Source organism: Nocardia sputi, from assembly GCF_023501985.1.
On record NZ_JAMFLC010000007.1, the window covers coordinates 126,175 to 147,377 of the forward strand.

The window sequence follows — 21,203 nt, forward strand, 5'->3', positions numbered from 1 at the left end:
GATGAGCCTAAGCGACGCTGAACGTTCGCGGTGGCGTTTCCGTTGAATCGCCGGACGTGGCCGCCCGGTCCGGATCCGGCGGCGACCGACCGGTAACCGTCGTGGGAATGCCGCGCGACCGGCGGCGCGGCTTACTATGCGTCCGGCGTCAAAGAAGCTGTGTGCGTTGAGTATCCGGCACGGCTGTGTGTTTCTTTTCGGTTTTCTTCAGGAGGGTGAAAGACGTGCTCTACGTAGTCATTGCGGCCATTGTCGTTACGTTGTTGGCCGTGTCGGCCGCGGCTATGGTCTGGGATCCACGCCGTCGCCCCGAGTTGGACGAGTACGAGTACGAGTACGACCTGGACGAGAGTGACGCTACCGCAGGCGAGTACGTCCGCCAGCGCGGCGTCGAGTGGCCGCGCAAGGAGACCGTCTGACCTGTGTGGCGCCGCCCGGCGGGCGGTGGAGGAACTTGGGTGCCCAGCCGAGTGCGGCTGGGCACCTTTTGTTTTGGGCCGCCCCGCTCGCTCGGCGGCCGGTGCCGGCAATCGACTCTCGCATCCGTGCTGTGGCTGGGTCGGGTGATCTCCTCGCGGGCCGATGCTGCCGTGTGATACCAGGAATTTTGAAAAACATAGCGAGACGCTATCAAGACGATTCGACTGCCGCCAACAGCATATATGGGCGGCTGTCGATGATCAGATCACCCGGCAGGGTTCCAATTATGTGAGAATGATGGGTAACATAACGGCGGTATCGGCAGCCCGGCTCGGGTAGTGCGTCACGCTCGCGGGGGTGTGGCGGACGATCCGGCCGCGCGGTGGCGATCGGACGGAAAGGATGCATCGGCGCATGCTCAAGACGCTGGACCGAATACTCGGCTACGAGATGAAGGTCTCGGAGTTCCTCGGCACCCTCATCATCCTCGGCATTCCCTACGGACTGGCCGGGGTGGTCTGGACCCTCACGCACACAGGCCATTTGCGGAACATGCACGGCATCGACCTGGTGATCTCGTTCCTCGGATCGATCGTGTGCTGGCCGGTGCTCACCTTCTCGAATGTGTGCATGACCTGATGATGGCGATGGTGTGGCTCATCGACGTCGTGGTGATCGTGGTGAAGATCCTCGGTGGGCGGATGAAGGTCAACCCGGTGTTGCGTCTCGGGTTGTGGCTCGCGGTGTCGAGCGCGGCGGTCGCGGGGTTCGCTGTTCTCGGGGCGCTGATGGTTCTGCTCCAACGTTGGCTGGCGAGCATGTGAGGGGTCGAAGTCACCCTCTCAGCGAGAGATCGTCTGATCACATATACGTACAGTCTGGCGAAGGATGCTGTGGGTATCTACCATGCTTGCTGTCAAACCTACTGGTGCAGAGGGTATAGTCGCCGGTTCCTTGCGCAGCACTCCTTGCTCATCCGCGCAGAGCTATAAGAATAACGATTAACATAATGCTTGTTTGACGCCTGTGAGGTGTGCAACACTGCACACCGCATGCCACCGCCGACGGTCATTGCCGCGCGGGGCGGATTCCAGAAAGGACCGGCGAAGAGTGACTGTCCCCACCCTCCATCGCGGGCCCGCCGACCCTGTCGGCGGAGCGAGCGAGCTGGAGAAGATCGTCGACAGCGTCTCGGGGCTGTGGCGCAGGCACCCGCAGCGATCGCTCGAGACATTGGGGCGGCAAGTCATGCTCGGCCGGGAAGCGCTCGCGCAACTGATCGTCTCTCTGGTGCGCCGTCGTTTCCCTTACCAGGAATTCATCAAGCAGTGCGCGTTCATGGCGAACGTCTCGGCCGCGCCGACGGTGTTCGTCGCGATTCCCATCGCGGTGGTCGTCTCCATCCAGGTCGGCGCGCTCGTCAACCAGGTCGGCGCGACGACGTTCATCGGCGCGGTGGCCGGTCTCGGCATCATCCGTCAAGGCGCGCCCTTGGTGTCGGCGCTGATGGTGGCGGGCGCGGTGGGCTCCGCGATCTGCGCCGACCTCGGCTCCCGGACGATCCGGGAAGAGATCGACGCGATGATGGTGATGGGCGTCGACCCGGTGCGCCGCTTGGTCGCGCCGCGGCTGGCGGCGGCGGTGCTGGTCAGCGTCCTGCTCTGCGGCTTCGTGGTCTTCGTCGGCTTCGCGACCGCCTACATGTTCAACGTCTACGCCCAATCCGGGACGCCGGGCTCGTTCATCAATTCGTTCGCCTCCTTCGCGGTCGCGAACGACCTCCTGGTCGCGCTGGCGAAGGCCGCGATCTTCGGGATGCTCACCGCGGTGATCGCCTGCGACATCGGCTTGCACGCCCACGGCGGTCCCGGCGGCGTCGCGAACGCGGTGAACTCCGCGGTGGTGAGTTCGGCGCTGATGTTGTTCGCCACCAACATCATCCTCACCCAGCTGTACAACACGCTGTTCCCGACGAAGGTGGTGTGAGCATGGCCAGCACCTATACGCCGCCCGCGATGCAGCCGGTGCGGGCCGTCGGGAAAGCCGCCATGGTTCCGGTGCACGCCAATCAGCGCATCGGGCACCAGGCCTTCACTTTCGTTCGAGCGGTCGTGGCGATCCCCTTCGTGCTGAAGCACTATCGCAAGGAAGTGGCGCGGCTGATCGCCGACGTCGGCTGGGGCAACGGCTCGCTCATCGTCGGCGGCGGCACGATCGGCGTCGTGGTGATCCTGTGCGCCTTCGGCGGGATCATCGTCGGGATGGAGTCGTTCACGGCGCTGAACCTCCTCACCATGTCGCCGCTGACCGGCGCGATCTCCGGTTTCGCCACCACCAGGGAGCTGGCGCCGATCCTCGCGACGCTGGCCTTCGCGATCCAGGCCGGTTGCCGCTTCACCGCGCAGCTCGGTTCGATGCGCATCTCCGAAGAGATCGACGCCCTGGAATCCATCGCCATCCGTCCGCTGCCGTATCTGGTCAGCACCAGGATGATCGCGGCGACGCTGACCATCATCCCGCTCTACAGCATCGGTCTCGCCACCGCGTACCTGACGACGAAGATCACCGTGCTGTTTCTGGGCGGCACCGCGGCGGGCACCTACGACCACTATTTCTTCCAGTTCCTGATCGGACCGGACGTGTTCTTCTCCCTGCTGAAAGTCGTGGTGTTCGTCCTGCTCGCGACGTTCATCCAGTGCTACTACGGCTACGTTGCCACCGGCGGCCCCGAGGGTGTCGGGGTGGCCGCCGGGCAGGCGATCAAGATGGTGATCGTCGTGATGGTCTTCGCGAATCTGTTCCTGACCCTGACGATCTGGGGCATCGATCCCGGATTCCGGATCTCGGGGTAAGCGCCGATGATCCTGGATCCCAGCGGTCGCGGGCCCTCCGGCCGGCAGTTGACGCTCTACGGGCTCGCCGTGCTCACCACGATCGCCGCGCTGCTGTATCTGCTGGCGCTGCGCTACACCGGTCACTTCGAGGACAAGGTCCCGGTGACCGTAGTCCTCACCAGTACCGGTGACGGGTTGCCCAGCCGCGCCGACGTGAAGTTCCGCGGCATGGTGGTCGGCCGCGTCGCCGGTGTGGACGTCGTGGCGCGTGGCGCGCGGCAGCACGCGAGCGTCGATCTGAAACCGGGCGTTGTATCGACCATTCCGGCGAATGTCACGGCGCGGGTCATCCCCAACAATCTGTTCGGCGTCACCGCGATCGAACTGCTCGACAACGAGCCGGGGACCGGTAGCCTGCGCGCGGGCACGACCATCGCGGAGGACACGAGCTCGGCCACCGTCGCGTTGCAGACCACCTTGAACGTGCTACGCGACGTGCTGAACAACATCCAGCCCGAGAAACTCGGCCGAGTGCTCGCGACGCTGTCGGCCGCGCTGGACCCCGCCGCGCGGGCGCCGGGCTCGACGATCCAACGACTGGACCACTGGCTCACCGAGGTGCGCGGGATTCCCGAAATCGGTGATCTGCTGGGTGATCTCGGACGCGCTTCGGTAGCGCTGAGCGTGTCCGCGCCCGATCTGGTCGGACTGCTCTCGGAGTCGGTCACCAGCGCGCGAACTCTCGCCGAACGCCGTGCCGAGCTGATCAGCCTGCTGACTACGGGCAACGCGACGGTGGATTCGGTGAACGCGCTGTTCGCCCGCAATCCCGATGCGGGCAAGTTCCTGGTGGCAGGCCTGGACGACTTGTTCGGCAACCTCGCCGACGATCCCCAGGCCATCCCGTACACGGCGCGGAATCTGAACGTCGCGTTGCAGCGGCTGGCCACCACTTTCCGATTCGGTCCGATGAAGCAGATGGTGTGGAAGATGGATGTCTCCTTCACGCCGTTCCAGCAGTACACCGCCGCGGACTGCCCGCGTTACGGTGACCGGTACGGACCGCGCTGCTTCGGCGCGTCTGTTCCGGATACCGCGCCGCCGCAGCAGTTCCCGCCGCAGTTGCTGCCCGGATGGCTCGACGCGGCGGGGCCACGGCCGATCCCCGCGGCGCAGCCGGAGCAACCTGTTCTTCAAATCCCCGGCCTGCCCGCGATTCCGGGATTGCCCGCGATTCCGGGTCTGTCGTTGCCCGGCCTGCCCGGGCCAGGCGCCCCCGCACCCGCGGAGCCCGGTCCGGCGCCGCAGGGAACCGCCCGGCCGATCGCCCTGCGCGGCGCCGACGCCGTCGCGGCGATCGTCGGCGGCCGACCGACCGTCGCGCAATTGCTGTTGCTGACCCCGGTCCTCGCGGGCGGCTCGGTGACCGTGTCCGAGCAAGCTCCCGGCAACGGAGGGCGATGAGATGAGATCCACCAGAGCGCTGATCGGTTTCAGCTTGTTCGCGGTCGTGGCGATCGCCCTCACCTACACCATCTGGTCCACTTTGCAGCGATCGGTCGAGGGGCGCACCCAGCCCTACTCGGCGGTGTTCTCCGATGTGCTCGGCTTGCGCGTCGGCGACGACGTCCGCGCGGCGGGCGTGCGGATCGGCCGGGTGGACAAGATCGACTTCACCGACGGGTACCTGGCCAGAGTCGATTTCCGGCTCGAGGACGGGCAGCGGCTGACCACGACGACAAAGGCGATGGTCCGCTACCAGAACCTGATCGGGCAGCGCTACGTGGCCTTGGCCGCGGGCGATGGGGCGGGGACGGTGCTGGAGGCGGGCGCGCAGATCCCGCTGGAGCGGACCGAGCCCTCGTTCGACGTGTCCGCGCTGCTGTCGGGGTTCGAGCCGCTGTTCGGCGTGCTGCAACCCGATCAGGTGAACTCGTTGTCGGAGACGCTGATCCAGGCGTTACAGGGCAGCCAGGTGTCGCTCAGCGCCTTGATCACGCAGGCGGCGCAGCTGGCGGGCACGTTCGGTCAGCGGGACGAGATCCTGGGCGAGGTGCTGGGCAACCTCAGCAGTGTGGTGACCGGTCTGGCCCATCGCAGCGGCGAGCTGGAGACGCTGCTCACCCAGGCGCGCGCGCTGATGGAGGGGTTGTACGCGCAGGGCGAGAGCCTGAAGCACTCCGTCGACCGGGTCGCGGGCACCACCGACTCGCTCACCCGCTTGGTGATGCAGGTCAAGCCGGGGCTGGCGACCGCCCAGCGGGAAGCCACGACGGGTGTGGCGCTGCTGCTGCTCAACGGCGCCTCGCTGGACCAGGCAGCGGTGGAGTTGCCCACGGTGCTCAACGGCATCGCCCGCTTCACCGGCTACGGGGCATACGGCAACGCCTACCTGTGCAGCCTCGACATCTCGCTGTGGGGCGTGCTGCTGCCACCGGGACTGTTCTCACAGGTGGGCGGCGATTCGCATTCGGAGGTCTGCCGGTGATCGAGAAATTGCGGCTGCCGGGTTTCCTGCGCAACCGGCATCTGCGGCTGGGGCTCCTCGCGGCCGGGCTCGTCGCTGCTCTGCTCGTCGGTTCCAGCGTGCTGAAACAGGCGCGGCTGGGGGACAAGACGATCGAGGCCGAGTTCGCGCAAGCCGCGGGCCTGCGCCCGGGTGCGACGGTGGACGTCTCGGGTATCGAGGTCGGTGCGGTGCGATCGGTGCGTCTGGAGGGGCCGAAGGTCGTCGTCGAGCTGCGCGTCCGTCGCGACCTGCGGCTGGGGCCGGACGCGCGCGCGGCCATCGAGATGTCCACCATCCTCGGCCGGTTGCACGTGGATCTGCTGCCCGGCGATGGTAAGGGCCTGCCGGGCAACCGGATTCGCCTGATCAACACGACCGTGCCGTACAACTTGAGCAAGGTGATCCAGGATCCGCAGTACAAGAATTCGTTCGAGCGGATCGAGCGCATCGATCCGCGGAAACTACGGCAGGCACTGGACGCGGTGAACCAACAGCTGGGCGATTCTCCGCAGTTGGCCGTGCAGGCGCTCGACAGCATCGGCGCGCTGGCCAAGGTGGTCGACGATCGCCGCGACGAGGTCGACGCGCTGCTCAAAGGCCTCGATCAGGTCTCCCAGCTGGTTTCGGACAATCAGAACAGCGTGCTGCTGTTGCTGACCCGCGGCGAGGCCATCGGCGCCGCGGTGCAGAAGCGCCAAGCGCTGCTGCGGCAGTTGCTCGACAACGTCGCCAGCCTGTCGGGCCTGCTGCGCGATATGGGCTTGGAGAACAACGACCAGCTCGAGCCGCTGATCCACGACCTGAACACGATGTCGGAGGGGCTGGCGAAGAACCGCGACAACCTCGACCGGCTCTACGAGATCATGCCGGTGACGTTGCGGCAGTTCACCAATGTGACCGGCAACGGTCCCTACGGCGAGGTGTGGGCGCCGTGGTTCTTCCCGGACAACTGGCTGTGTTTCGCCCAAGCCGTACAGGGGTGCAAGTGAGGAGAATGCGAATGCTGGGCAAGGCCACGGCGGTGTGCGCGGCCGCCCTGTTGGCGGCGGGATGCTCGCTGGTGCCCGACAGCCTGACCACGCTGCCCGACCGCTATCTCGGCGAACATCTGCGGATCAGCGCGGATTTCGAGAACGTCGCCGGTTTGTACGCGGGCAACGAGGTGGCCGTGCTCGGTGTGCCGGTCGGCCGCGTCGACACGGTGGAAGCCAAGGGCAGCTATGTCCAGGTGACCATGAGTCTCGACAAGGGGGTGGCGATTCCGGCCGACGCGATCGCCGCGCTGGTGTCACCGCAACTGATCACCAATCGGCACGTCGAGCTCGCCCCGGCCTACAGCGGTAGCGGACCGGTGCTCACCGACGGCACGCACATTCCGCTCACGCGGACCCGCACACCGGTCGAGCTCGACCGCATCCTGCAGAACTTCGATCAGCTCGGCGCCGCGCTGAAGGGCGATCCGGACAACGGCCCGATGGCGAGCCGGGTGCTGTTCCCGCTGCTGGACGGCAACGGCGACCGGCTGCGCGCGACCCTGGACGCGCTGTCGGCCGCGTTCGAAGTGTCCTTCGCGAATGCCGACCAGATCTCCAACACCATCATCAAGCTCACCGAGATCACCCAGATCATCGCGCAGAATGACCAGACGGTTCGCGATTTCAGCGGCAGGCTCACCGAGTTGATCGCTCTGCTGGGCCAACAGGCGCCCGGTCTGCAGGCGGTGCTGGAGCAACTGGATCAGTTCGTCACGAACACCTCGACGCTGGTCGGCCGCAACGGTGACCAGCTGGCCGGCGCGCTCGACCGTTTCACCGCGATCACCGCGCAGATGCGGGCCAACGCCCGCGGGCTCACCGAGATCATCGATGTGGGGCCGCTGCTGTTCGAGAACCTGTCCAACGCGGTCAGCCGGGAACACCAGGCGCTGCGCCTGCACGCGCTGACCGACAAAGTGGTGCTGGACAACGAGGTCGTATCCCAGTTCTGTGAACGAATCCAGCTGCGCCTCGACGGTTGCCGCACCGGGAAGCCGCAGGATTTCGGTCCCGATTTCGGGTTGACCGCCGCACTGCTCGGGATCGCAGAATGAACCGGGCGACCGCGCTGAAGCGCATCACCGCCGCCGTGGTGACCGTGGCGGCTGTCGGCGGGGCGACCGGTTGCGGCGTCGGCGTCTCGAATCTGCCGATGCCGAAGCCGGGGCTCGGCGCCCCGGGCTACCCGATCCACGCCACCTTCCGCGACGCGCTCAACCTGCCCGACCACGCGCACGTGAAGATCGGCGGCACCGACATCGGCGTGGTCACCGGCATCAGCACCACCAACTTTCTCGCCGACGTCGAAATGCTCATCCGCGAGGACATCCAGTTGCCGCGCGGCACCACCGCGGAGCTGCGTCAGGCGACACCACTCGGCGACATCTTCGTCGCGATGACGCTGCCTCCTGCCACCGAGGGCGCAGAGTTCTTGTCGGCGGGCGACACCATCGGCGCCGATCACACGGCGGCGGCCGCGTCGGTCGAACAGCTGATGATGTCGGTGTCGATGCTGATCAACGGAGGCGGCATCAATCAGGCCGCGAAGATCACCGCGGAGCTGAACACAATGTTCGCCGGCCGGGCTCCCGAACTCGCCCACCTGATCACCGAACTGACCGCCGTGATCGCCGCGCTGAACGCGCGCACCGACGACATCGACAACGTTCTGACCGGAATGAACGTCCTGACCGGCGAATTGGCCCGGCGCAAGGCCGAACTCGGGGCCGCCGCGGACACCTTCCCGCAGTTGCTCGCCTTGCTCGCCGAGAACAACCAGGCCATCGTGGATCTGCTCGACAAGGTGTCGGTGACCATGACGGCGCTCGGCGATTTCACCGAGACCACCGGACCGCAAGCGGTGAGCCTGTTCGACAGCATCCAGCAGTTGATGTCGGGTTTCACCCAGATGGGCAACGACTTGGGCGGCACGCTCGACGGGCTGCACACGATCTACCCGTCGCTGATGGGCAGCCTGGACGGGCCGGTGCTGGCGGTGGCGGCGACGGTGTCCTACCTCAGCGTCGGCGCACTGACCGACCCGTCCGGCAGCCGACTGCCCGAACTCGGTGACGTGCCCGCCTTCATCGGCAGCTTGGCCCAGGTCATCGAGAAGGTGATCGGCCGGGTCACCAGTCCGCCGCGGCAACCGGAGCAGGAAGAGGGCGGACGATGAATCCACCGTTGTGGCAATGGCTGGTCCGTCGCCGTGTCGCCGTCGCGAATCTCGGTCTGGTCGTGGTGCTGCTGGCGGGCGCGGCCTACCTGGGCGCGGTGGTGCTGCGGATCGACCCGATGCGCGGCACGTACGCGGTCACGGTGGACTTGCCGTCCTCCGGCGGGCTGCTACCGGGCAACGACGTCACCTTCCGCGGCACCCGGGTCGGGTCGGTGCGGGAGGTGACAGCGTCCGGTTCCGGCGTAGCCGCGATCGCCGAAATCGATGCTACGGCGAAGATCCCGGTCGGCGGCACGGTCGTGGTCGGTCGGCTGTCGGCGGCGGGCGAGCAGTATCTGGACTTCCGGCCGGACGCCGACACCGGGCCGTATCTCACCGACGGCGCGCTGGTCGACCGATCCCGCACGTCCGTGCCCGTCTCGGTGCAGTCGATGCTGACCAATCTGAGCGGGCTCATCGGCGGCATGAACCCCGATCGGCTGAACGTGATCATCGACGAACTCGACAAAGCGCTGGCGGGCGGGCCGGACCAGCTGCGGAACATGATCTCCGGGATCAGCCGGGCCATGGCCGGGTTGACCGATCTGCTGCCGCAGACCCGGCAGCTGATCGAGAATCTCGAGATCATCGCGGAGACGACCTCCCACGCCCAACCGGACCTAGCCACGTTGACGCGGGCCGGTGGGGTGCTGTTCGAGCAGTTGAGCGCCGCCGACCGCGAAGTGCGTCACCTGCTCGACGAAGGTCCCGGCCAACTGGCCACCCTCGGCGGGTTCGTGTCCCGCACGCAGGACCCCATCACCGATCTGGTCACCAATTTCGTCGCGATCACCAGAGCCGCCAAACTCCGTGAGCCCGCGATCGCCGCACTTTTCCCGGCGTTGCGGGCCGGTTCGGAGGCGCTGGGCATCCCGGCGCACGACAACGCATTCCACACGATGGTCGACATCTGGCCGCGACCGACCTGCGAGTACGACACCATCCCGGTGGTGCCCACCCAGAAGATGACCGACACGCGCGTGCGTCTCTACAACTACTGCGTCACCGACGACCCGGCGCTGCAGATCCGCGGTTCGGCGAACGCGCCGCGGCCGAACGTGCCGGACAACGGGTCCGGACCGCCGCCGGGCGTCACCGGCGACGAACTGTCCCGACCCGCTCCCGGCAACTAGGAGAAACGATGAGCGACACCGACGTCGAGAACACCGACGAAACGAAGGACACGACCGCGACCGAGGTGCGCGAGCCCGAAAACGCGGCGGACGACGCCGCCGACAACTCCGGTGCGCGCCGGCCCCGGCTGCGGAGCCGGTTGGGGGGACCCCGCGCGACCCTGGTGGTGCGCGCTGCGACCGCGGCCGCGCTCGTCCTGGCGGTCGCGGCGGCGGCCTTCTGGTTCGTCCAGAACAAGAACAACGAAGACCTGCTGGAAGCCCAGGATCAGGCTCGTACCGCCGCCTGCCGGTACGCACCGGTGCTGGCGAACTACGACGCGAAGGATCTCGACGCGTATTTCGCCGCGGTGCTCGACGGCGCCACCGGGGACTGGAAGAAGCAATTCGACTCCACCAGCCGCGAATTGCGCGAAGTGCTGACCCAGGGCGAGGTGGTGTCGAAGACGAACGACGTGCAGTGCGCCATTCGCACCGCCGATGAGAGCTCCGCCGAGGCCATCGTGGTCATCGGACAGAGCATCACCAGTCTCGGTACCCAGGGCAAGCCCGCGCCCGGGCAGCTGTCGATGGTGCTGCGCCTGGAGAAGTCGGGCGATCGCTGGCTGGTGAACAAGGTCAACTCGCCGCTGGCGCCGCCGCGGCTGCCCTGAACTGTCCGCGGCGACACGGCAGCGGACGCACACGGCTGTCGCCGACGCGGCTGAGCCGGGTCGCGCGAGGTGTAGGGAAGACAAGGGAAGGACCGTCATGTCCGCTGTGGCAGAACCATCGAACGGCGCCGTGCCGCTGACCAAGGATCGCACCCGGATCCATGTCGACGCGGCCCATCGGCCGCTTACAAAGCGCCCGATAAAGCTGACCGACGCGTTGGACTTCTGGTCCTTCGCGGGCGCGGCGGCGAATGTCGTCATGCAGATGGCCCGCCCTGGCGTCGGTTACGGTGTCGCCGAGAGCAAAGTCGAGTCCGGGTCGCTGATGAAGCACCCGTGGAAGCGGGCGCGCACCACCACCCAGTATCTGGCCGTCGCTATCCTGGGCACCGACGAGGAACGCGAGGCCTACCGCGAAGCGGTGAACGTCGCCCATCGCCAAGTGCACTCGGCGCCGGGTGCGCCCGTGCGATACAACGCGTTCGATCGTCACCTGCAACTGTGGGTGGCGGCGTGTCTGTACATCGGCTTCGAGGACACCTACCAGCTGCTGCAAGGCCGGATGGACGACGAGCAGGCCGAGGCGTTCTACCGCTCGTCCTCGACGTTGGGGACCACGCTGCAGGTCACCGAGGACATGTGGCCGGCCACCCGGGCGGACTTCGACCGGTACTGGAACGAGGCCTGCGCCCACGTGGCGATCGACGACTACGTGCGCGGCTATCTGAACGATCTGCTCGACCTGCGGATGATCCACTGGACGCTGCGGCTGCCGTTCCGAAACCTGTTGCGCTTCCTCACGATCGGGTTCCTCGCCCCGCTCTTCCGGGAGCAGATGCGGGTCGAATGGACCGCTGCCGACCAGCGACGTTTCGAGCATCTGTTCGTGTTCGTCGCGTTCGTCAACCGGTTCATCCCGCGGTTCGTGCGCCACGGCGGCACCTATGGCCTGATGGCCGACATCCGCCGCCGTATCCGCAGACAGAAGAACCTGATCTGAGCCGAAACCGCCGCGGACGGACCGGGGACCACGTGACCGGGGCGCTGAAAAGTGCCCTGGCCGGGAAGGCCGTCAGTCGACGGTGAAGTTGCGCCAGGACCCGTGCAGGCCCTGCCCGCGCAGCGAGGTGCTGCGGCCGTCTTCGATCGGATGCAAGGTGATGATGCCGAAACCGATCTGCACCGTCTCCGGCAGCTGCGGCGCGCGCGTGGTGTACACGGGGGAGTCGTCCACGTACCAGTCGGCGGTGCCCGCTGTACGGTCGATGGTGACGGCGTAGCGGTGGAACTCGCCGGGCTTGATGTCGACCCCGGCCAGCGGCGCGTGCACCACGTGGGTGAACGCCTCTTCCTGGGGGACGACGCCGGGCACGAACAGCCGTTCGTGGATGGCGTACGCGTGCTTGCCGGTCGCGATCAGATCGAAGACCTGGGCGCTGCTCATGTCGAGGACGTTGAACGCGGCGAACCCGTCGCGGTAGTCCTCGCCGGTGACGTCGATGTTCTCCGCGGCCATCTCCACGGCGAAGGTCCGCGCTCCGGCGGTGAGATCGAACGCCTCGGTCGACACCAGCAGATGCTTCGGATTGTCCAGTATCTGGACTTCGGCGTGGGATCGGGTGAAAGCGTCGATCCGGAGCGACACGGTGCCCTCGCCGACCTCGGTGTGTGCGGCCGGATCGGCGTAGCGCCAGGTCTGGTCGGCACCGAGCGGGACCTCCAGGAAACGCCACCGGTCTTCGCGCAGCTCCGGGCCGTTGAGGTCGTCGTATGTCATCGCGTTTACCTTTCAGCCGAGCCGTTCTCGGCGGAATCCGATAGGTCGTGCTCGGTCGCCCGGCGGCGCAGTGTGGTCACGACGCCGTTCGACGATTTGTAGCCGACACCCCCGAGTAGGAGACGTTCCTCGGTCAGCCGTGGACGTATCGCGGGACCCATCGGCCACCAGTCGTCGAGTTCGACCAGACCCGGCTCGATCAGTTCCAGATCGCCGAAGTACGAGGCGATCTGCTCGCGGGTACGGTACCAGCCGGAGCCCAAACCCATTTCGGTGAAACGTCGTTGGAGCTCGATGGCCATGTCGTGGGCCTCGCCGCCGTCGGCGGGATCGTAGAAGTGCGTGATCGCGACATAGGAGCCGACCGGCAGCGCATCGATGTACTGACGCATGATTCCGGCGGGATCGAGGTCGTCGTCGACGTGATGCAGGATGCCGCAGAGGATCAGCGCCAGCGGGCGGGTGAGGTCGAGGTGCGGGGTGACCTCGGAGTGCGCCAGCAGGGTGTTCGGCTCGGTCAGATCCGCGGGGACGAAATGGGTGTACTCGTTGCGCTCGAGCAGCACGCGGCCGTGGATGTTGCACACCGGGTCGTTGTCGACGTACACGACGCGCGCCCGGGGGTTCTCCTGCTGCGCGATCTCGTGGGTGTTGCCGACGGTCGGCAGACCCGCGCCGATGTCGAGGAATTGGTCGATACCGACCGTCCCGGCCAGGTACCGGACCACCCGGTGCAGCCACCGGCGGTTCATGCGGGCGACTTCGCTCTGCCGCGGAGCGACTTCGGCGACTTTGTCGCGTACGTAACGGTCGACTTCGTAGTTGTCTTTGCCGCCCAAGGTGGCATCGTAGACGCGAGCGATGCTCGCGCGGGTCGTGTCCACGCCGACCGGGGCGCGGACACCGGTCTGGGGAGCGGAATCGGGCATGGAGACCTCTCTCTAGTTTCCTTAGCCTGGCTCACAGCCTAGGGTCCGCCGCATCGCCGAGCAATCCGTGCGGATTCGTTCGGCCAGTGCTGATTTCGTGGGATCGATCGGCTGTCGCGCCGAATACGATCGCGCATCAAGACCGGTCGGTACTCATCTCGATGACGTGCTCGACTCAGGACGCGCCGGGCCGGTGCAGCACCCGCCCGGGCAACCATCCGCCCTGCACATGTGTCACTCGCCACCAGTGGATGTGCACCGCCACCGCCTCGATGGGCGTGGACAGGAACGGTTCGACCCGCGGCTCCTTCCGTAACAGCGTCCGGAAGGTCTCTTCTCGCTCGCTCGCCTCCGCCCGGACCACGGCCGTGCCCAAGCCCTGTGCGAACGGGTTCAGGAAACCCTCGGGGACGACCTTGACCCCGATGCTCGGATTGGCTCGCAGGCTGTCCAACGTACGCCCCCCGGACTCGAGCACGAGCGTCAAGCGGAACGGATCCCCGTTCAGCGCGGCGAAGAACGCGTTCGAGCACCAGTTCACGCCGTCTTTCGACGTCGCGAGGTCGATGCTGGTGAAGCCGAGGATGCCGGTCAGCTTGTCTCGGATGTCCTGATCGGTGATCTGCACGTCGTTCGATGTCATGGCGGGCTCCGTGGTGGGTGACGGGTGCTGACTCGTGCGACCGACGCCACCGGGGACGAGACGGTCGCCGGGCCACGGCGGCCGCAGCGGGGGCCGCCGCGCCACCGGGTCGTGCAGCACCATCTGGGGCCGCGCCCGCCGAGCGGGCCGATCCCTGTGCTGACGTCATGGCGCTTCTCCTCCGCGTGGCCGCCGTCGGGGGCGACTCTACGCACACCCGTCCCAGCTCGCGGGCGATTCAGGTCGGGATATTGCATTGTCGCTCTTGCGAATCCATGCGTGCGAACACAATCTCCGCCACGCGCTCGCGGCGGAATCGGCGCCAGGGTGGGGCCGAGTAGGATCGTCAACCGACGTTTCAGACAGCTGTGATGGTGGAGGCACAACGCCCCGCGGTCTAACCCCCGATCGGCCGGAGGCATGCATGACGAACGACGAGGACAGTGGTGACCACGCGGATTTCCCTGCGGCGGAACGTGGTCCGACCGTCCTGCGGATCGCGCTCGGCAGCCGGTTGCGTCAGCTGCGCGAGGGCTGCGGGATCAGTAGGGAGGCCGCGGGCGACGCCATCCGCGGATCGCACGCCAAGATCAGCCGGCTGGAGCTGGGCCGGACCGGATTCAAAGAACGCGATCTGCACGACCTGCTGACTCTTTACGGAGTTGTCGACCCGGCTGAACGTGAAACGTACTTCGAGCTGGCTCGCCGGGCCAACGACCCGGGCTGGTGGCAGCACTACAGCGATCTGCTCCCGGCGTGGTTCGAGACCTACATCGGCCTGGAACAGGCCGCCACCACCATCCGCACCTACGAGGCGCAATTCGTTCCCGGGCTGCTGCAGACCGCCGACTACGCGCGCGCGGTGATCCAGCTGGGCAACACCGACGAGACCGAACGCCGCGTCGCCATCCGTATGCGCCGCCAGCGGATCCTCTACCGGGTGGCCGCCCCCACGCTCTGGGCGGTCATCGACGAGAGCGCGCTGCGCAGGCCGGTCGGCGGGGTGGAGGTGCTGCAGGAGCAGATCGAGCATCTGCTCACGATGGCCGACCGCCCCAGCATCAGGATTCAGGTGCTGCCGTATTCGGCCGGCGGGCACTCGGCCGCGGGCGGTCCCTTCAGCATCCTTCGTTTCCCCGAACCCGAGCTGGCCGACATCGTCTATACCGAGCAGCTCACCAGCTCGTTGTATTTCGACAAGCAGCGCGATGTCGAGCTGTACATGTCGGTGATGAATCGGATCAGCGTAGAAGCGCTGTCTCCGGTCGACAGCATTCGTTTCCTACGCGATCTGCTCACCGAGATGCGGACGGGCGATTAGGACTCGGGCGGCGGCGTCAGGCCCCGCCTCCGCGCTCGACTTGGTGTGCTTCCCTGTGCGCGGATAGTTTGCCGATCGGGTAATCCGCGCCTTCGCAGGCGGTGATGTGAGCCCTCGGGCGCGGTCTCCGCGGAGCATTCGAGAAACCGGCCGGTCGGCTCGATGTGAGTCTGCTCCGCTGAATCTGTCAGATGCCGAGGGGGTTACTCGTGCTGAGGCATGAAATCCGTTGCACGCGGGACGAACTCGACGGAATGAGATTATCCGCAGATAACAGTTCGGCATCGTAAGCCCTTCGACGATGCGGAGCTGTTATCAATCGCCACTCGGCTACCTCGATATTCCCTGTTTTCGGTGGCGGTGGCGTCCATGCACATGCACGCGCGCATGTACGTACCGATGGACGATCACCGATGCGACGCGGCCGCTGTCATGTGGCAGTATCCCTGTCGAGGTCGGGGTCTGACGATCGGCTCGGGCACTGGCTGGTTCGGCCGCGGCGGCCCCAACGCGAGTTGGGGTCGCCGGCGGAGCCGGTGACAACACGTTCCGACATCCGGATTGCCGAGAGTTCACGGCGTCAGCACGATCCGGATCGGGTCGCCTTCTTTGTTCTCCAGCGCGTGCACCGCTGCCTCCGCTTCCGCGAGCGGGAGGACGGCGCTGACCGACCCGGCGAAATCGATGCGATGGGCGCGGCGCAGGCGCACCAGTTCGAGCACGTGATCCGGTTCGGAGCCGTAATGCCCGCGCAGCTGCTGTTGCCGGAAGCTGAAGATGGTGCCGTTCGTGATCGTGATCGGCTTGTCGGTGAGTCCGACCAGCACCAGGCGTCCTTCCTCGGCGAGACAACCGACGGCTTGCTCGCGGACGTGCGCGGCGCCCGCGAAGTCGAACGCGGCATCGAGTCCCGCGCCTTCCGTGGCGGCGTACACCTTCTTCGGCAGGTCCGGGTCGGACGGGTCGAGCGCGAGGTCCGCGCCGAATGCGAGCGCACGCTGCCGCGCGGCGGGCAGCGGGTCGACGGCGATGATCGGTGCGGCGCCGATCAGCCGGAGCAACTGGACCCCGTGCGCGCCCAGCCCGCCGACGCCCCAGACGCCCGCCGACTCGGCGGCCCGGACCTGGCCGGTGCGGGTGATGGCAGCCCACGGCGTCGAAACCGCGTCGGGGATGAAACAGGCTTGTTCGAAGGGCAGATCGTCGGGAATGGGCACCACGGTGTCCACGGCGGCCAGTGCGTAGTCCGCCCAGCCGCCGTCGTAGTCCACGCCTCGTGTGTAGGTCTTGCCGTCGCGGATCTCACCTGCCTGCAGCAACACTCGATCGCCGGGCCGGGGACCCCGGACGTCCGGGCCCAGGGCATGCACCGTGCCCGCGACCTCGTGTCCGAGAGTGACCGCATCGTCGGCCAGGTACATCGGCGAAAGCACGCCCTCGATGAGGTGGACATCCGATAGGCAGACACCGGCGGCCGCGACCTCGATGAGTACCTGGCCCGGTCCAGGGGTCGGCACCGGTACTTCCTCCAGGCGGAATCGCCGCCCGTTGGTGGCGCGCGGATACAGTCGTCCAGCAAGCATGTCGAAAACTCCTCCGCGGACGGTCGGTTGCTTCGTGTGCTGCGAGTCCCCTGGTCAGGGGGTCCAGGTGATGCGGCCGCCCTCGAAGTCCTGGGCTTTGCCGTTCTGGAAGTCGTATTCATCGCTGGTGGGGTAGCCGTAGCGGCCGGATTCGCCGCCCGCGGCTTCCCAGGACTCCCGGATGGATCCCCAGATGACGTGGGCGCCGGTGCGCGCTGACCAGTAGATGGCGCCGCCGCCGAAGAGGTTGTAGCGGCCGCCGCGGGCGCGGGCGGCGGACTCGTCGGTGATGGGGAATCCCAGCGGGCTGCTCTCCCAGCCGTAGGAGCCCCATTTGTCCCGGATGGCGCCGCCGATCTGGTGTGCGGCGGTGCCGAGGGACCAGTAGATGGAGCCGTTCTGGAAGACGTTGTAGCTACCGGGTTTCGACGGTGTCGCCGCTTCCCTGGTCACGGGGTAGCCGAGCGATCCGCCCTCGTAACCGAGATTGCCCCACTTGTCGCGGATGGCGCCGCCGACCTGGTGAGCTCCGGTGTCGGGATGCCAGTAGATGGAGGAGGATCGCTCGAACGCTTGATAGCGGCCACCGCGTGCGGCGGGAGACTCGGGGTTCACGGGATCGCCGAAGAACGCCCGCCCGCCTGCCTGGTCGTATTCGACTTCGATCGCCCCGCCGACGTCGTAGGGGCCGATCGGGCGTGCGGCCGCGTCGGTCCCGTTACCGGTGAGCAGTGCGCCGAGCGCGGCGGCGCTGGCGAATGCCGCGCGGGCGCGCGAGCGATGCGGGCGACGGTGCCGTGCCAAGGGAACTCCTGTGCATCTGGGTGTCGGGTGCGAAAGGGAGCTGAAGATGTGGTCGGCGTGCGGTGATCGAACTTACCCCGCTGTGCCCCGTCGCGGACGGATACGCGGTGCTCGGGGCGGCCGGTGTCGTGCCGCGCCCCGGTGAATCCGGATCGTCCCGGCCGGTGTCAGCGCAGCACGTTCGCCGCCTCGGCGGCGATGGTGGCGGCGACGGCGCTCAGTGCGGGAGAGTCCAGGCGCCACTGCTGCCAGTACAGCGGGACGTCGACGACGACGCCGGGGTCGATCGAGACCAGGCGGCCGGTGACTCGGTCCTCGCGGGTTTGCAGGTCGGGGAGCATGCCCCAGCCGAGCCCGAGCCGGACCGCCTCGGCGAAACCGGTGGACGAGGGCACGTAATGGCGCGGCGGATCCAGCGGCTTGCGACTGCGTCTGCGTAGCAGCCGATCCTGCAAGTCGTCTTTGCGGTCGAACAGCACAACTGGAGCCGTGGCGTAGGACTTCGCCGTCGCGCCCGCCGCGAACCAGGTGGCGGTGAACTCCGGGGTCGCCATCGGCCGGTAGCGGATCGCGCCGAGACGCTCGACCTTGCAACCCTGCACCGGCCGCGCGGTCGAGGTGATCGCCGCCATCACGGTGCCGTCGCGCAGCAGCCGGGTGGTGTGTTCCTCGTCCTCGCGGTGGATCTCGAAGCACACCCCGCGCGGTGCGCGGCCGAGCGCGGGCAGCACCCAGGTCTCCAGCGAGTCGGCGTTGACCGCGATCGGCACCCGGATCGGCCCGTCCGAGGGCTCGCCGCCGAGTTCGCGTGCGGCGTCCCCGGTCAGCAACTGGATCTGCCTGGCCAGCCGGAGTACCGCCAACCCGGATTCGGTGGCCGTCACCGGTTTCGCGCGCTGCACGAGAATCCTTCCCGCGGCGTCTTCCAGCGCCTTGATCCGCTGGCTGATCGCCGACGGCGTGACGTTCAACCGCCGTGCCGCGGCCTCGAAAGTGCCCTCGGTGATCACGGCGTCGAGGGCGCGAAGCTGGTCGAGCTGGAGATCCATATCAAGGAATTCTAATGATGGATAAGAATCTTTAGCTTGCCTGGATATCTGCCGGGGTCCTAGCGTCGCTGGACGTGAGCGTTTCCTCCGCGGCGGTAGCGGCCGCGTCCGGTTTGGGCTTCGGCCTGTCGTTGATCGTGGCGATCGGTGCGCAGAACGCGTTCGTGTTGCGCCAGGGAATCAGCGGCAGGCATGTGGCGGCGGTGGTCGCGGTGTGCGCGCTGTCCGACATCGTGCTGATCGCCGCTGGGATCGGCGGGTTCGGTGTGGTGGTGGAGGCTGCCCCCGGGGTGCTCGTGGCGGCTCGCTACGCGGGCGCGGCGTTCCTGATCGGTTATGCGGTCCTGGCGGCCCGGCGCGCGTTCGGCTCTGCCGCGCTGATCGCCGAACCGGCAGGTGCCACCGCGGCGCTCGGTGCGACGGTGGCCACCGGCCTGGCGCTGACCTGGCTCAACCCCCACGTCTATCTGGACACCGTGGTGCTGCTCGGCTCCTTGGCCAGCACCTACGCGAGCCCCGATCGCTGGTTCCTCGGCGCGGGAGCGATGCTGGCCAGCGTCCTCTGGTTCACCGCACTGGGTTTCGGCGCGCGGCTGCTCGGGCCGCTGTTCACCCGTCCGCTCGCCTGGCGGGTGTTGGATACGGTGATCGCGGCGGTGCTGCTCGCCCTCGGGCTGGTACTGCTGTGCACCGGGTGAGCCGCGATCACAGCTGTTCTTTGATCTTCGCGGCGAACTCGTAGTCGGCGCGCCACTCCGCTCCCGTCGGGGCGAGGATGACGCGTTCGGCGCCCGCCTCCGCGTAGGCGGCCAGTTGCTCGGCCGCATGGCCGGGATCGGTGGCCAACGGGGGCGCCACGATCGTGACGGTGAGCGGCTTGCGGTCGTATTCGTCGGCGAGCGAGGCCAATTCCACCACGCTCGCGCTGATCTGACGGGGTTCGAGCCCGATGGCGACCCAGCCGTCGGCATAGGCGGCGGCGCGTCGACGAGCACGCTCGCCGTCACCCGCTACCAGCAGCGGCGGCATGGTCGCGCCGGGCGCCAGGGTGACCTCCGTGCCGTCCGGGAGAGTGGCCTGCCGCCCGGCGACCAGGTCGGGCAGTACGCGCAACGCCTCGTCCGTGCGCCGTCCGCGCTCGGCGAACGGCGCGCCCGCCGCGCGCCAACCGATGTCCCCGTGCGCCGGGTTTCCGGTGCCGACGCCCAGGATCAGCCGGTCGCCGGAGACGTATTGCAAGGTGGCGATCTGCTTGGCCGCCCACGCGACCGGCCGCAACGCCAGCAGCAGCACGCCGTAGCCGATGCGGACGCGGTCGGTGACGGCGGCGGCGGTGGCCAGCACCACGGTGCTGTCCAGGATCGGCGCGCTGGCCACGAGATGATCGGTGGACCAGACCGAGTCGATGCCGATCTGCTCGGCGAGACGGGCGGCGGCCCGCACGTCGCGCAGGATGGGACGCGCGGGATCGGGGGTCGAGGTGGGCAGGATGGTGCCGATTTCCAACGTCATGCCTCGACGCTACGAAGTCGCGCCGCCCACGCCAATGTTCCGGTCGCTCGAGTCGATGCTCTGTACGCTCATCTCGATTCCGCTGCGCGCCAATGATTCCGTTGTTCGACGCGCGGATGCGTCCGTTCCTGCGACAGCGGTCGCGCTTCGGTCAGGCCGATGCGCGGGGCAGCAATGCCTCGACCAACGGGAGGGACCGGGCGGCCGGACCGGTGGCGCCGAACGCCTGCGTTGTCGCGTAGACGCCCTCCATCACCAGCATCAGCTGGTCGGCCAGCGCGTCCGGATCGGGGATCGGCGCGCACGCCGCGAGTTCGCCGACCAGGGTGCCGAACTGGGCGCGCACCCAGCTCTTCATCGCGACGGCGTGTTGGTGGCCGAGCAGGTCGTGGTCCGGGAACTCACCGAGCGCGATGAGGAAGGGGCAACCGCGGCAGGATTCGGGACGGACCTGTTCGGCCAGCGCCTCGAACAGGGCGAGGATGCGTTCGCGCGGACCGTCCCCGCTGGCCGCCGCGGTGAACCACTCCCGGTAGTGGCGGTCCTCCCGCTCCAGGTACGCGGCGACCAGATCGTCTTTGGAGCCGAAGAGCCGGTACAGGGTGGGCGGCGCGACATCGGCCTCGGCCGCGACGCGATCCACGCCGGTCGCGCGAATTCCCTGTTGGTAGAACAGCTCCCGTGCGACGACCAGGATGTGCTCCTTGGTTTCCGCGGCGGCTCGACGTTTCGGTTCCACGGGTCTACAGTAGCGCTTGTCAATGATGTTAGGGAACGTTCCATA

Annotated in this window: 23 protein-coding genes; 15 read left to right on the forward strand and 8 right to left on the reverse strand. The window is 67.4% G+C overall.

All coding sequences use genetic code 11. The annotated features are described in order from the left end of the window. The first annotated feature begins 269 nt into the window (after positions 1-269). The 13 genes from M8859_RS12330 to M8859_RS12390 all read left to right on the forward strand — a co-directional run bounded on the left by M8859_RS12330 (position 270) and on the right by M8859_RS12390 (position 11,801). The gene (locus M8859_RS12330; protein ID WP_195070638.1) at positions 270-419 is read left to right on the forward strand and encodes a hypothetical protein; all 150 of its coding nucleotides are present in this window, start codon (positions 270-272) and stop codon (positions 417-419) included. Positions 420-834: 415 nt separating this feature from the next. Next, entirely contained in the window at positions 835-1,059 is a 225-nt protein-coding gene (locus tag M8859_RS12335) for a hypothetical protein (protein WP_195070637.1), read from the forward strand. Further along, a complete protein-coding gene (locus M8859_RS12340) occupies positions 1,059-1,244 on the forward strand; it encodes a hypothetical protein (protein ID WP_195140328.1) in 186 nt (61 codons plus the stop codon). Before M8859_RS12335 ends, M8859_RS12340 begins: the two co-directional genes overlap by 1 nt. A gap of 343 nt (positions 1,245-1,587) precedes the next feature. Then, positions 1,588-2,406, forward strand: a complete 819-nt coding sequence (locus M8859_RS12345) for an MlaE family ABC transporter permease (protein ID WP_249644252.1) — start codon at positions 1,588-1,590, stop codon at positions 2,404-2,406. A gap of 2 nt (positions 2,407-2,408) precedes the next feature. Continuing rightward, positions 2,409-3,272 (forward strand): ABC transporter permease, encoded by an 864-nt coding sequence (locus tag M8859_RS12350; RefSeq protein WP_159928329.1) that lies wholly within the window; start codon positions 2,409-2,411, stop codon positions 3,270-3,272. A gap of 6 nt (positions 3,273-3,278) precedes the next feature. Next, positions 3,279-4,718 carry an MlaD family protein gene (locus tag M8859_RS12355; protein WP_195070635.1) on the forward strand — a complete coding sequence of 480 codons (1,440 nt, stop codon included), beginning with the start codon at positions 3,279-3,281 and terminating at the stop codon, positions 4,716-4,718. 1 nt (position 4,719) lies between these two features. Next, complete coding sequence (locus M8859_RS12360; protein WP_195070634.1) at positions 4,720-5,742, forward strand: MlaD family protein; 1,023 nt, start codon at positions 4,720-4,722, stop codon at positions 5,740-5,742. Beyond that, a complete protein-coding gene (locus M8859_RS12365) occupies positions 5,742-6,752 on the forward strand; it encodes an MCE family protein (RefSeq protein ID WP_372492906.1) in 1,011 nt (336 codons plus the stop codon). Before M8859_RS12360 ends, M8859_RS12365 begins: the two co-directional genes overlap by 1 nt. Before the next feature lie 11 nt (positions 6,753-6,763). Further along, positions 6,764-7,852 (forward strand): MCE family protein, encoded by a 1,089-nt coding sequence (locus M8859_RS12370; RefSeq protein WP_236565631.1) that lies wholly within the window; start codon positions 6,764-6,766, stop codon positions 7,850-7,852. Next, positions 7,849-8,973 carry an MCE family protein gene (locus tag M8859_RS12375; RefSeq protein ID WP_159928323.1) on the forward strand — a complete coding sequence of 375 codons (1,125 nt, stop codon included), beginning with the start codon at positions 7,849-7,851 and terminating at the stop codon, positions 8,971-8,973. The genes M8859_RS12370 and M8859_RS12375 overlap by 4 nt, the downstream gene beginning before the upstream one ends. Next, positions 8,970-10,148 carry an MCE family protein gene (locus tag M8859_RS12380; RefSeq protein ID WP_159928321.1) on the forward strand — a complete coding sequence of 393 codons (1,179 nt, stop codon included), beginning with the start codon at positions 8,970-8,972 and terminating at the stop codon, positions 10,146-10,148. The genes M8859_RS12375 and M8859_RS12380 overlap by 4 nt, the downstream gene beginning before the upstream one ends. Positions 10,149-10,156: 8 nt before the next feature. Next, complete coding sequence (locus M8859_RS12385; protein ID WP_195070633.1) at positions 10,157-10,801, forward strand: Rv1363c family protein; 645 nt, start codon at positions 10,157-10,159, stop codon at positions 10,799-10,801. Positions 10,802-10,898: 97 nt separating this feature from the next. Next, a complete protein-coding gene (locus M8859_RS12390; RefSeq protein ID WP_195070632.1) occupies positions 10,899-11,801 on the forward strand; it encodes an oxygenase MpaB family protein in 903 nt (300 codons plus the stop codon). Between the two features lie 72 nt (positions 11,802-11,873). Here M8859_RS12390 and M8859_RS12395 read toward each other — a convergent pair whose 3' ends face one another. The 3 genes from M8859_RS12395 to M8859_RS12405 all read right to left on the reverse strand — a co-directional run bounded on the left by M8859_RS12395 (position 11,874) and on the right by M8859_RS12405 (position 14,150). Next, positions 11,874-12,578: a DUF6081 family protein gene (locus M8859_RS12395; protein ID WP_249644237.1), complete on the reverse strand. Its 705-nt coding sequence runs from the start codon at positions 12,576-12,578 to the stop codon at positions 11,874-11,876. Between the two features lie 5 nt (positions 12,579-12,583). After that, the gene (locus M8859_RS12400) at positions 12,584-13,507 is read right to left on the reverse strand and encodes an SAM-dependent methyltransferase (protein WP_159928313.1); all 924 of its coding nucleotides are present in this window, start codon (positions 13,505-13,507) and stop codon (positions 12,584-12,586) included. A 175-nt stretch (positions 13,508-13,682) separates the two neighbouring features. Further along, the gene (locus M8859_RS12405; RefSeq protein WP_201295321.1) at positions 13,683-14,150 is read right to left on the reverse strand and encodes a hypothetical protein; all 468 of its coding nucleotides are present in this window, start codon (positions 14,148-14,150) and stop codon (positions 13,683-13,685) included. Between the two features lie 424 nt (positions 14,151-14,574). Here M8859_RS12405 and M8859_RS12410 point away from each other — a divergent pair, with 424 nt between their 5' ends. Continuing rightward, entirely contained in the window at positions 14,575-15,471 is an 897-nt protein-coding gene (locus M8859_RS12410; RefSeq protein ID WP_159928311.1) for a Sco1979 family transcriptional regulator, read from the forward strand. Between the two features lie 572 nt (positions 15,472-16,043). Here M8859_RS12410 and M8859_RS12415 read toward each other — a convergent pair. From M8859_RS12415 to M8859_RS12425, 3 genes are all read right to left on the reverse strand, one after another. Next, positions 16,044-17,054, reverse strand: coding sequence for a zinc-binding dehydrogenase (locus M8859_RS12415; protein WP_195070631.1), 1,011 nt, complete (start codon positions 17,052-17,054; stop codon positions 16,044-16,046). A gap of 54 nt (positions 17,055-17,108) precedes the next feature. After that, entirely contained in the window at positions 17,109-17,858 is a 750-nt protein-coding gene (locus M8859_RS12420) for an LGFP repeat-containing protein (protein WP_159928307.1), read from the reverse strand. Between the two features lie 167 nt (positions 17,859-18,025). After that, positions 18,026-18,907, reverse strand: coding sequence for a LysR family transcriptional regulator ArgP (locus tag M8859_RS12425; RefSeq protein WP_159928305.1), 882 nt, complete (start codon positions 18,905-18,907; stop codon positions 18,026-18,028). 74 nt (positions 18,908-18,981) lie between these two features. Here M8859_RS12425 and M8859_RS12430 point away from each other — a divergent pair, with 74 nt between their 5' ends. Beyond that, the gene (locus M8859_RS12430) at positions 18,982-19,605 is read left to right on the forward strand and encodes a LysE/ArgO family amino acid transporter (protein WP_236565630.1); all 624 of its coding nucleotides are present in this window, start codon (positions 18,982-18,984) and stop codon (positions 19,603-19,605) included. Positions 19,606-19,612: 7 nt separating this feature from the next. Here the strand turns inward: M8859_RS12430 and M8859_RS12435 are convergent, their stop codons facing one another. Further along, positions 19,613-20,419 carry an LLM class flavin-dependent oxidoreductase gene (locus M8859_RS12435; RefSeq protein WP_195070630.1) on the reverse strand — a complete coding sequence of 269 codons (807 nt, stop codon included), beginning with the start codon at positions 20,417-20,419 and terminating at the stop codon, positions 19,613-19,615. A 151-nt stretch (positions 20,420-20,570) separates the two neighbouring features. Continuing rightward, on the reverse strand, positions 20,571-21,158 hold the full coding sequence (locus tag M8859_RS12440; RefSeq protein ID WP_249644238.1) for a TetR/AcrR family transcriptional regulator: 588 nt from the start codon (positions 21,156-21,158) through the stop codon (positions 20,571-20,573). Positions 21,159-21,203: the final 45 nt, after the last annotated feature.

Coding starts and splice junctions, on each gene's coding strand:
- M8859_RS12405 (WP_201295321.1), bottom strand. CDS start 14,150: ATGACATCGAACGACGTGCAGATCACCGATCAGGACATCCGAGACAAG.
- M8859_RS12390 (WP_195070632.1), top strand. CDS start 10,899: ATGTCCGCTGTGGCAGAACCATCGAACGGCGCCGTGCCGCTGACCAAG.
- M8859_RS12395 (WP_249644237.1), bottom strand. CDS start 12,578: ATGACATACGACGACCTCAACGGCCCGGAGCTGCGCGAAGACCGGTGG.
- M8859_RS12335 (WP_195070637.1), top strand. CDS start 835: ATGCTCAAGACGCTGGACCGAATACTCGGCTACGAGATGAAGGTCTCG.
- M8859_RS12380 (WP_159928321.1), top strand. CDS start 8,970: ATGAATCCACCGTTGTGGCAATGGCTGGTCCGTCGCCGTGTCGCCGTC.
- M8859_RS12425 (WP_159928305.1), bottom strand. CDS start 18,907: ATGGATCTCCAGCTCGACCAGCTTCGCGCCCTCGACGCCGTGATCACC.
- M8859_RS12435 (WP_195070630.1), bottom strand. CDS start 20,419: ATGACGTTGGAAATCGGCACCATCCTGCCCACCTCGACCCCCGATCCC.
- M8859_RS12340 (WP_195140328.1), top strand. CDS start 1,059: ATGATGGCGATGGTGTGGCTCATCGACGTCGTGGTGATCGTGGTGAAG.
- M8859_RS12355 (WP_195070635.1), top strand. CDS start 3,279: ATGATCCTGGATCCCAGCGGTCGCGGGCCCTCCGGCCGGCAGTTGACG.
- M8859_RS12375 (WP_159928323.1), top strand. CDS start 7,849: ATGAACCGGGCGACCGCGCTGAAGCGCATCACCGCCGCCGTGGTGACC.
- M8859_RS12370 (WP_236565631.1), top strand. CDS start 6,764: ATGCTGGGCAAGGCCACGGCGGTGTGCGCGGCCGCCCTGTTGGCGGCG.
- M8859_RS12360 (WP_195070634.1), top strand. CDS start 4,720: ATGAGATCCACCAGAGCGCTGATCGGTTTCAGCTTGTTCGCGGTCGTG.
- M8859_RS12385 (WP_195070633.1), top strand. CDS start 10,157: ATGAGCGACACCGACGTCGAGAACACCGACGAAACGAAGGACACGACC.
- M8859_RS12350 (WP_159928329.1), top strand. CDS start 2,409: ATGGCCAGCACCTATACGCCGCCCGCGATGCAGCCGGTGCGGGCCGTC.
- M8859_RS12400 (WP_159928313.1), bottom strand. CDS start 13,507: ATGCCCGATTCCGCTCCCCAGACCGGTGTCCGCGCCCCGGTCGGCGTG.
- M8859_RS12410 (WP_159928311.1), top strand. CDS start 14,575: ATGACGAACGACGAGGACAGTGGTGACCACGCGGATTTCCCTGCGGCG.
- M8859_RS12415 (WP_195070631.1), bottom strand. CDS start 17,054: ATGCTTGCTGGACGACTGTATCCGCGCGCCACCAACGGGCGGCGATTC.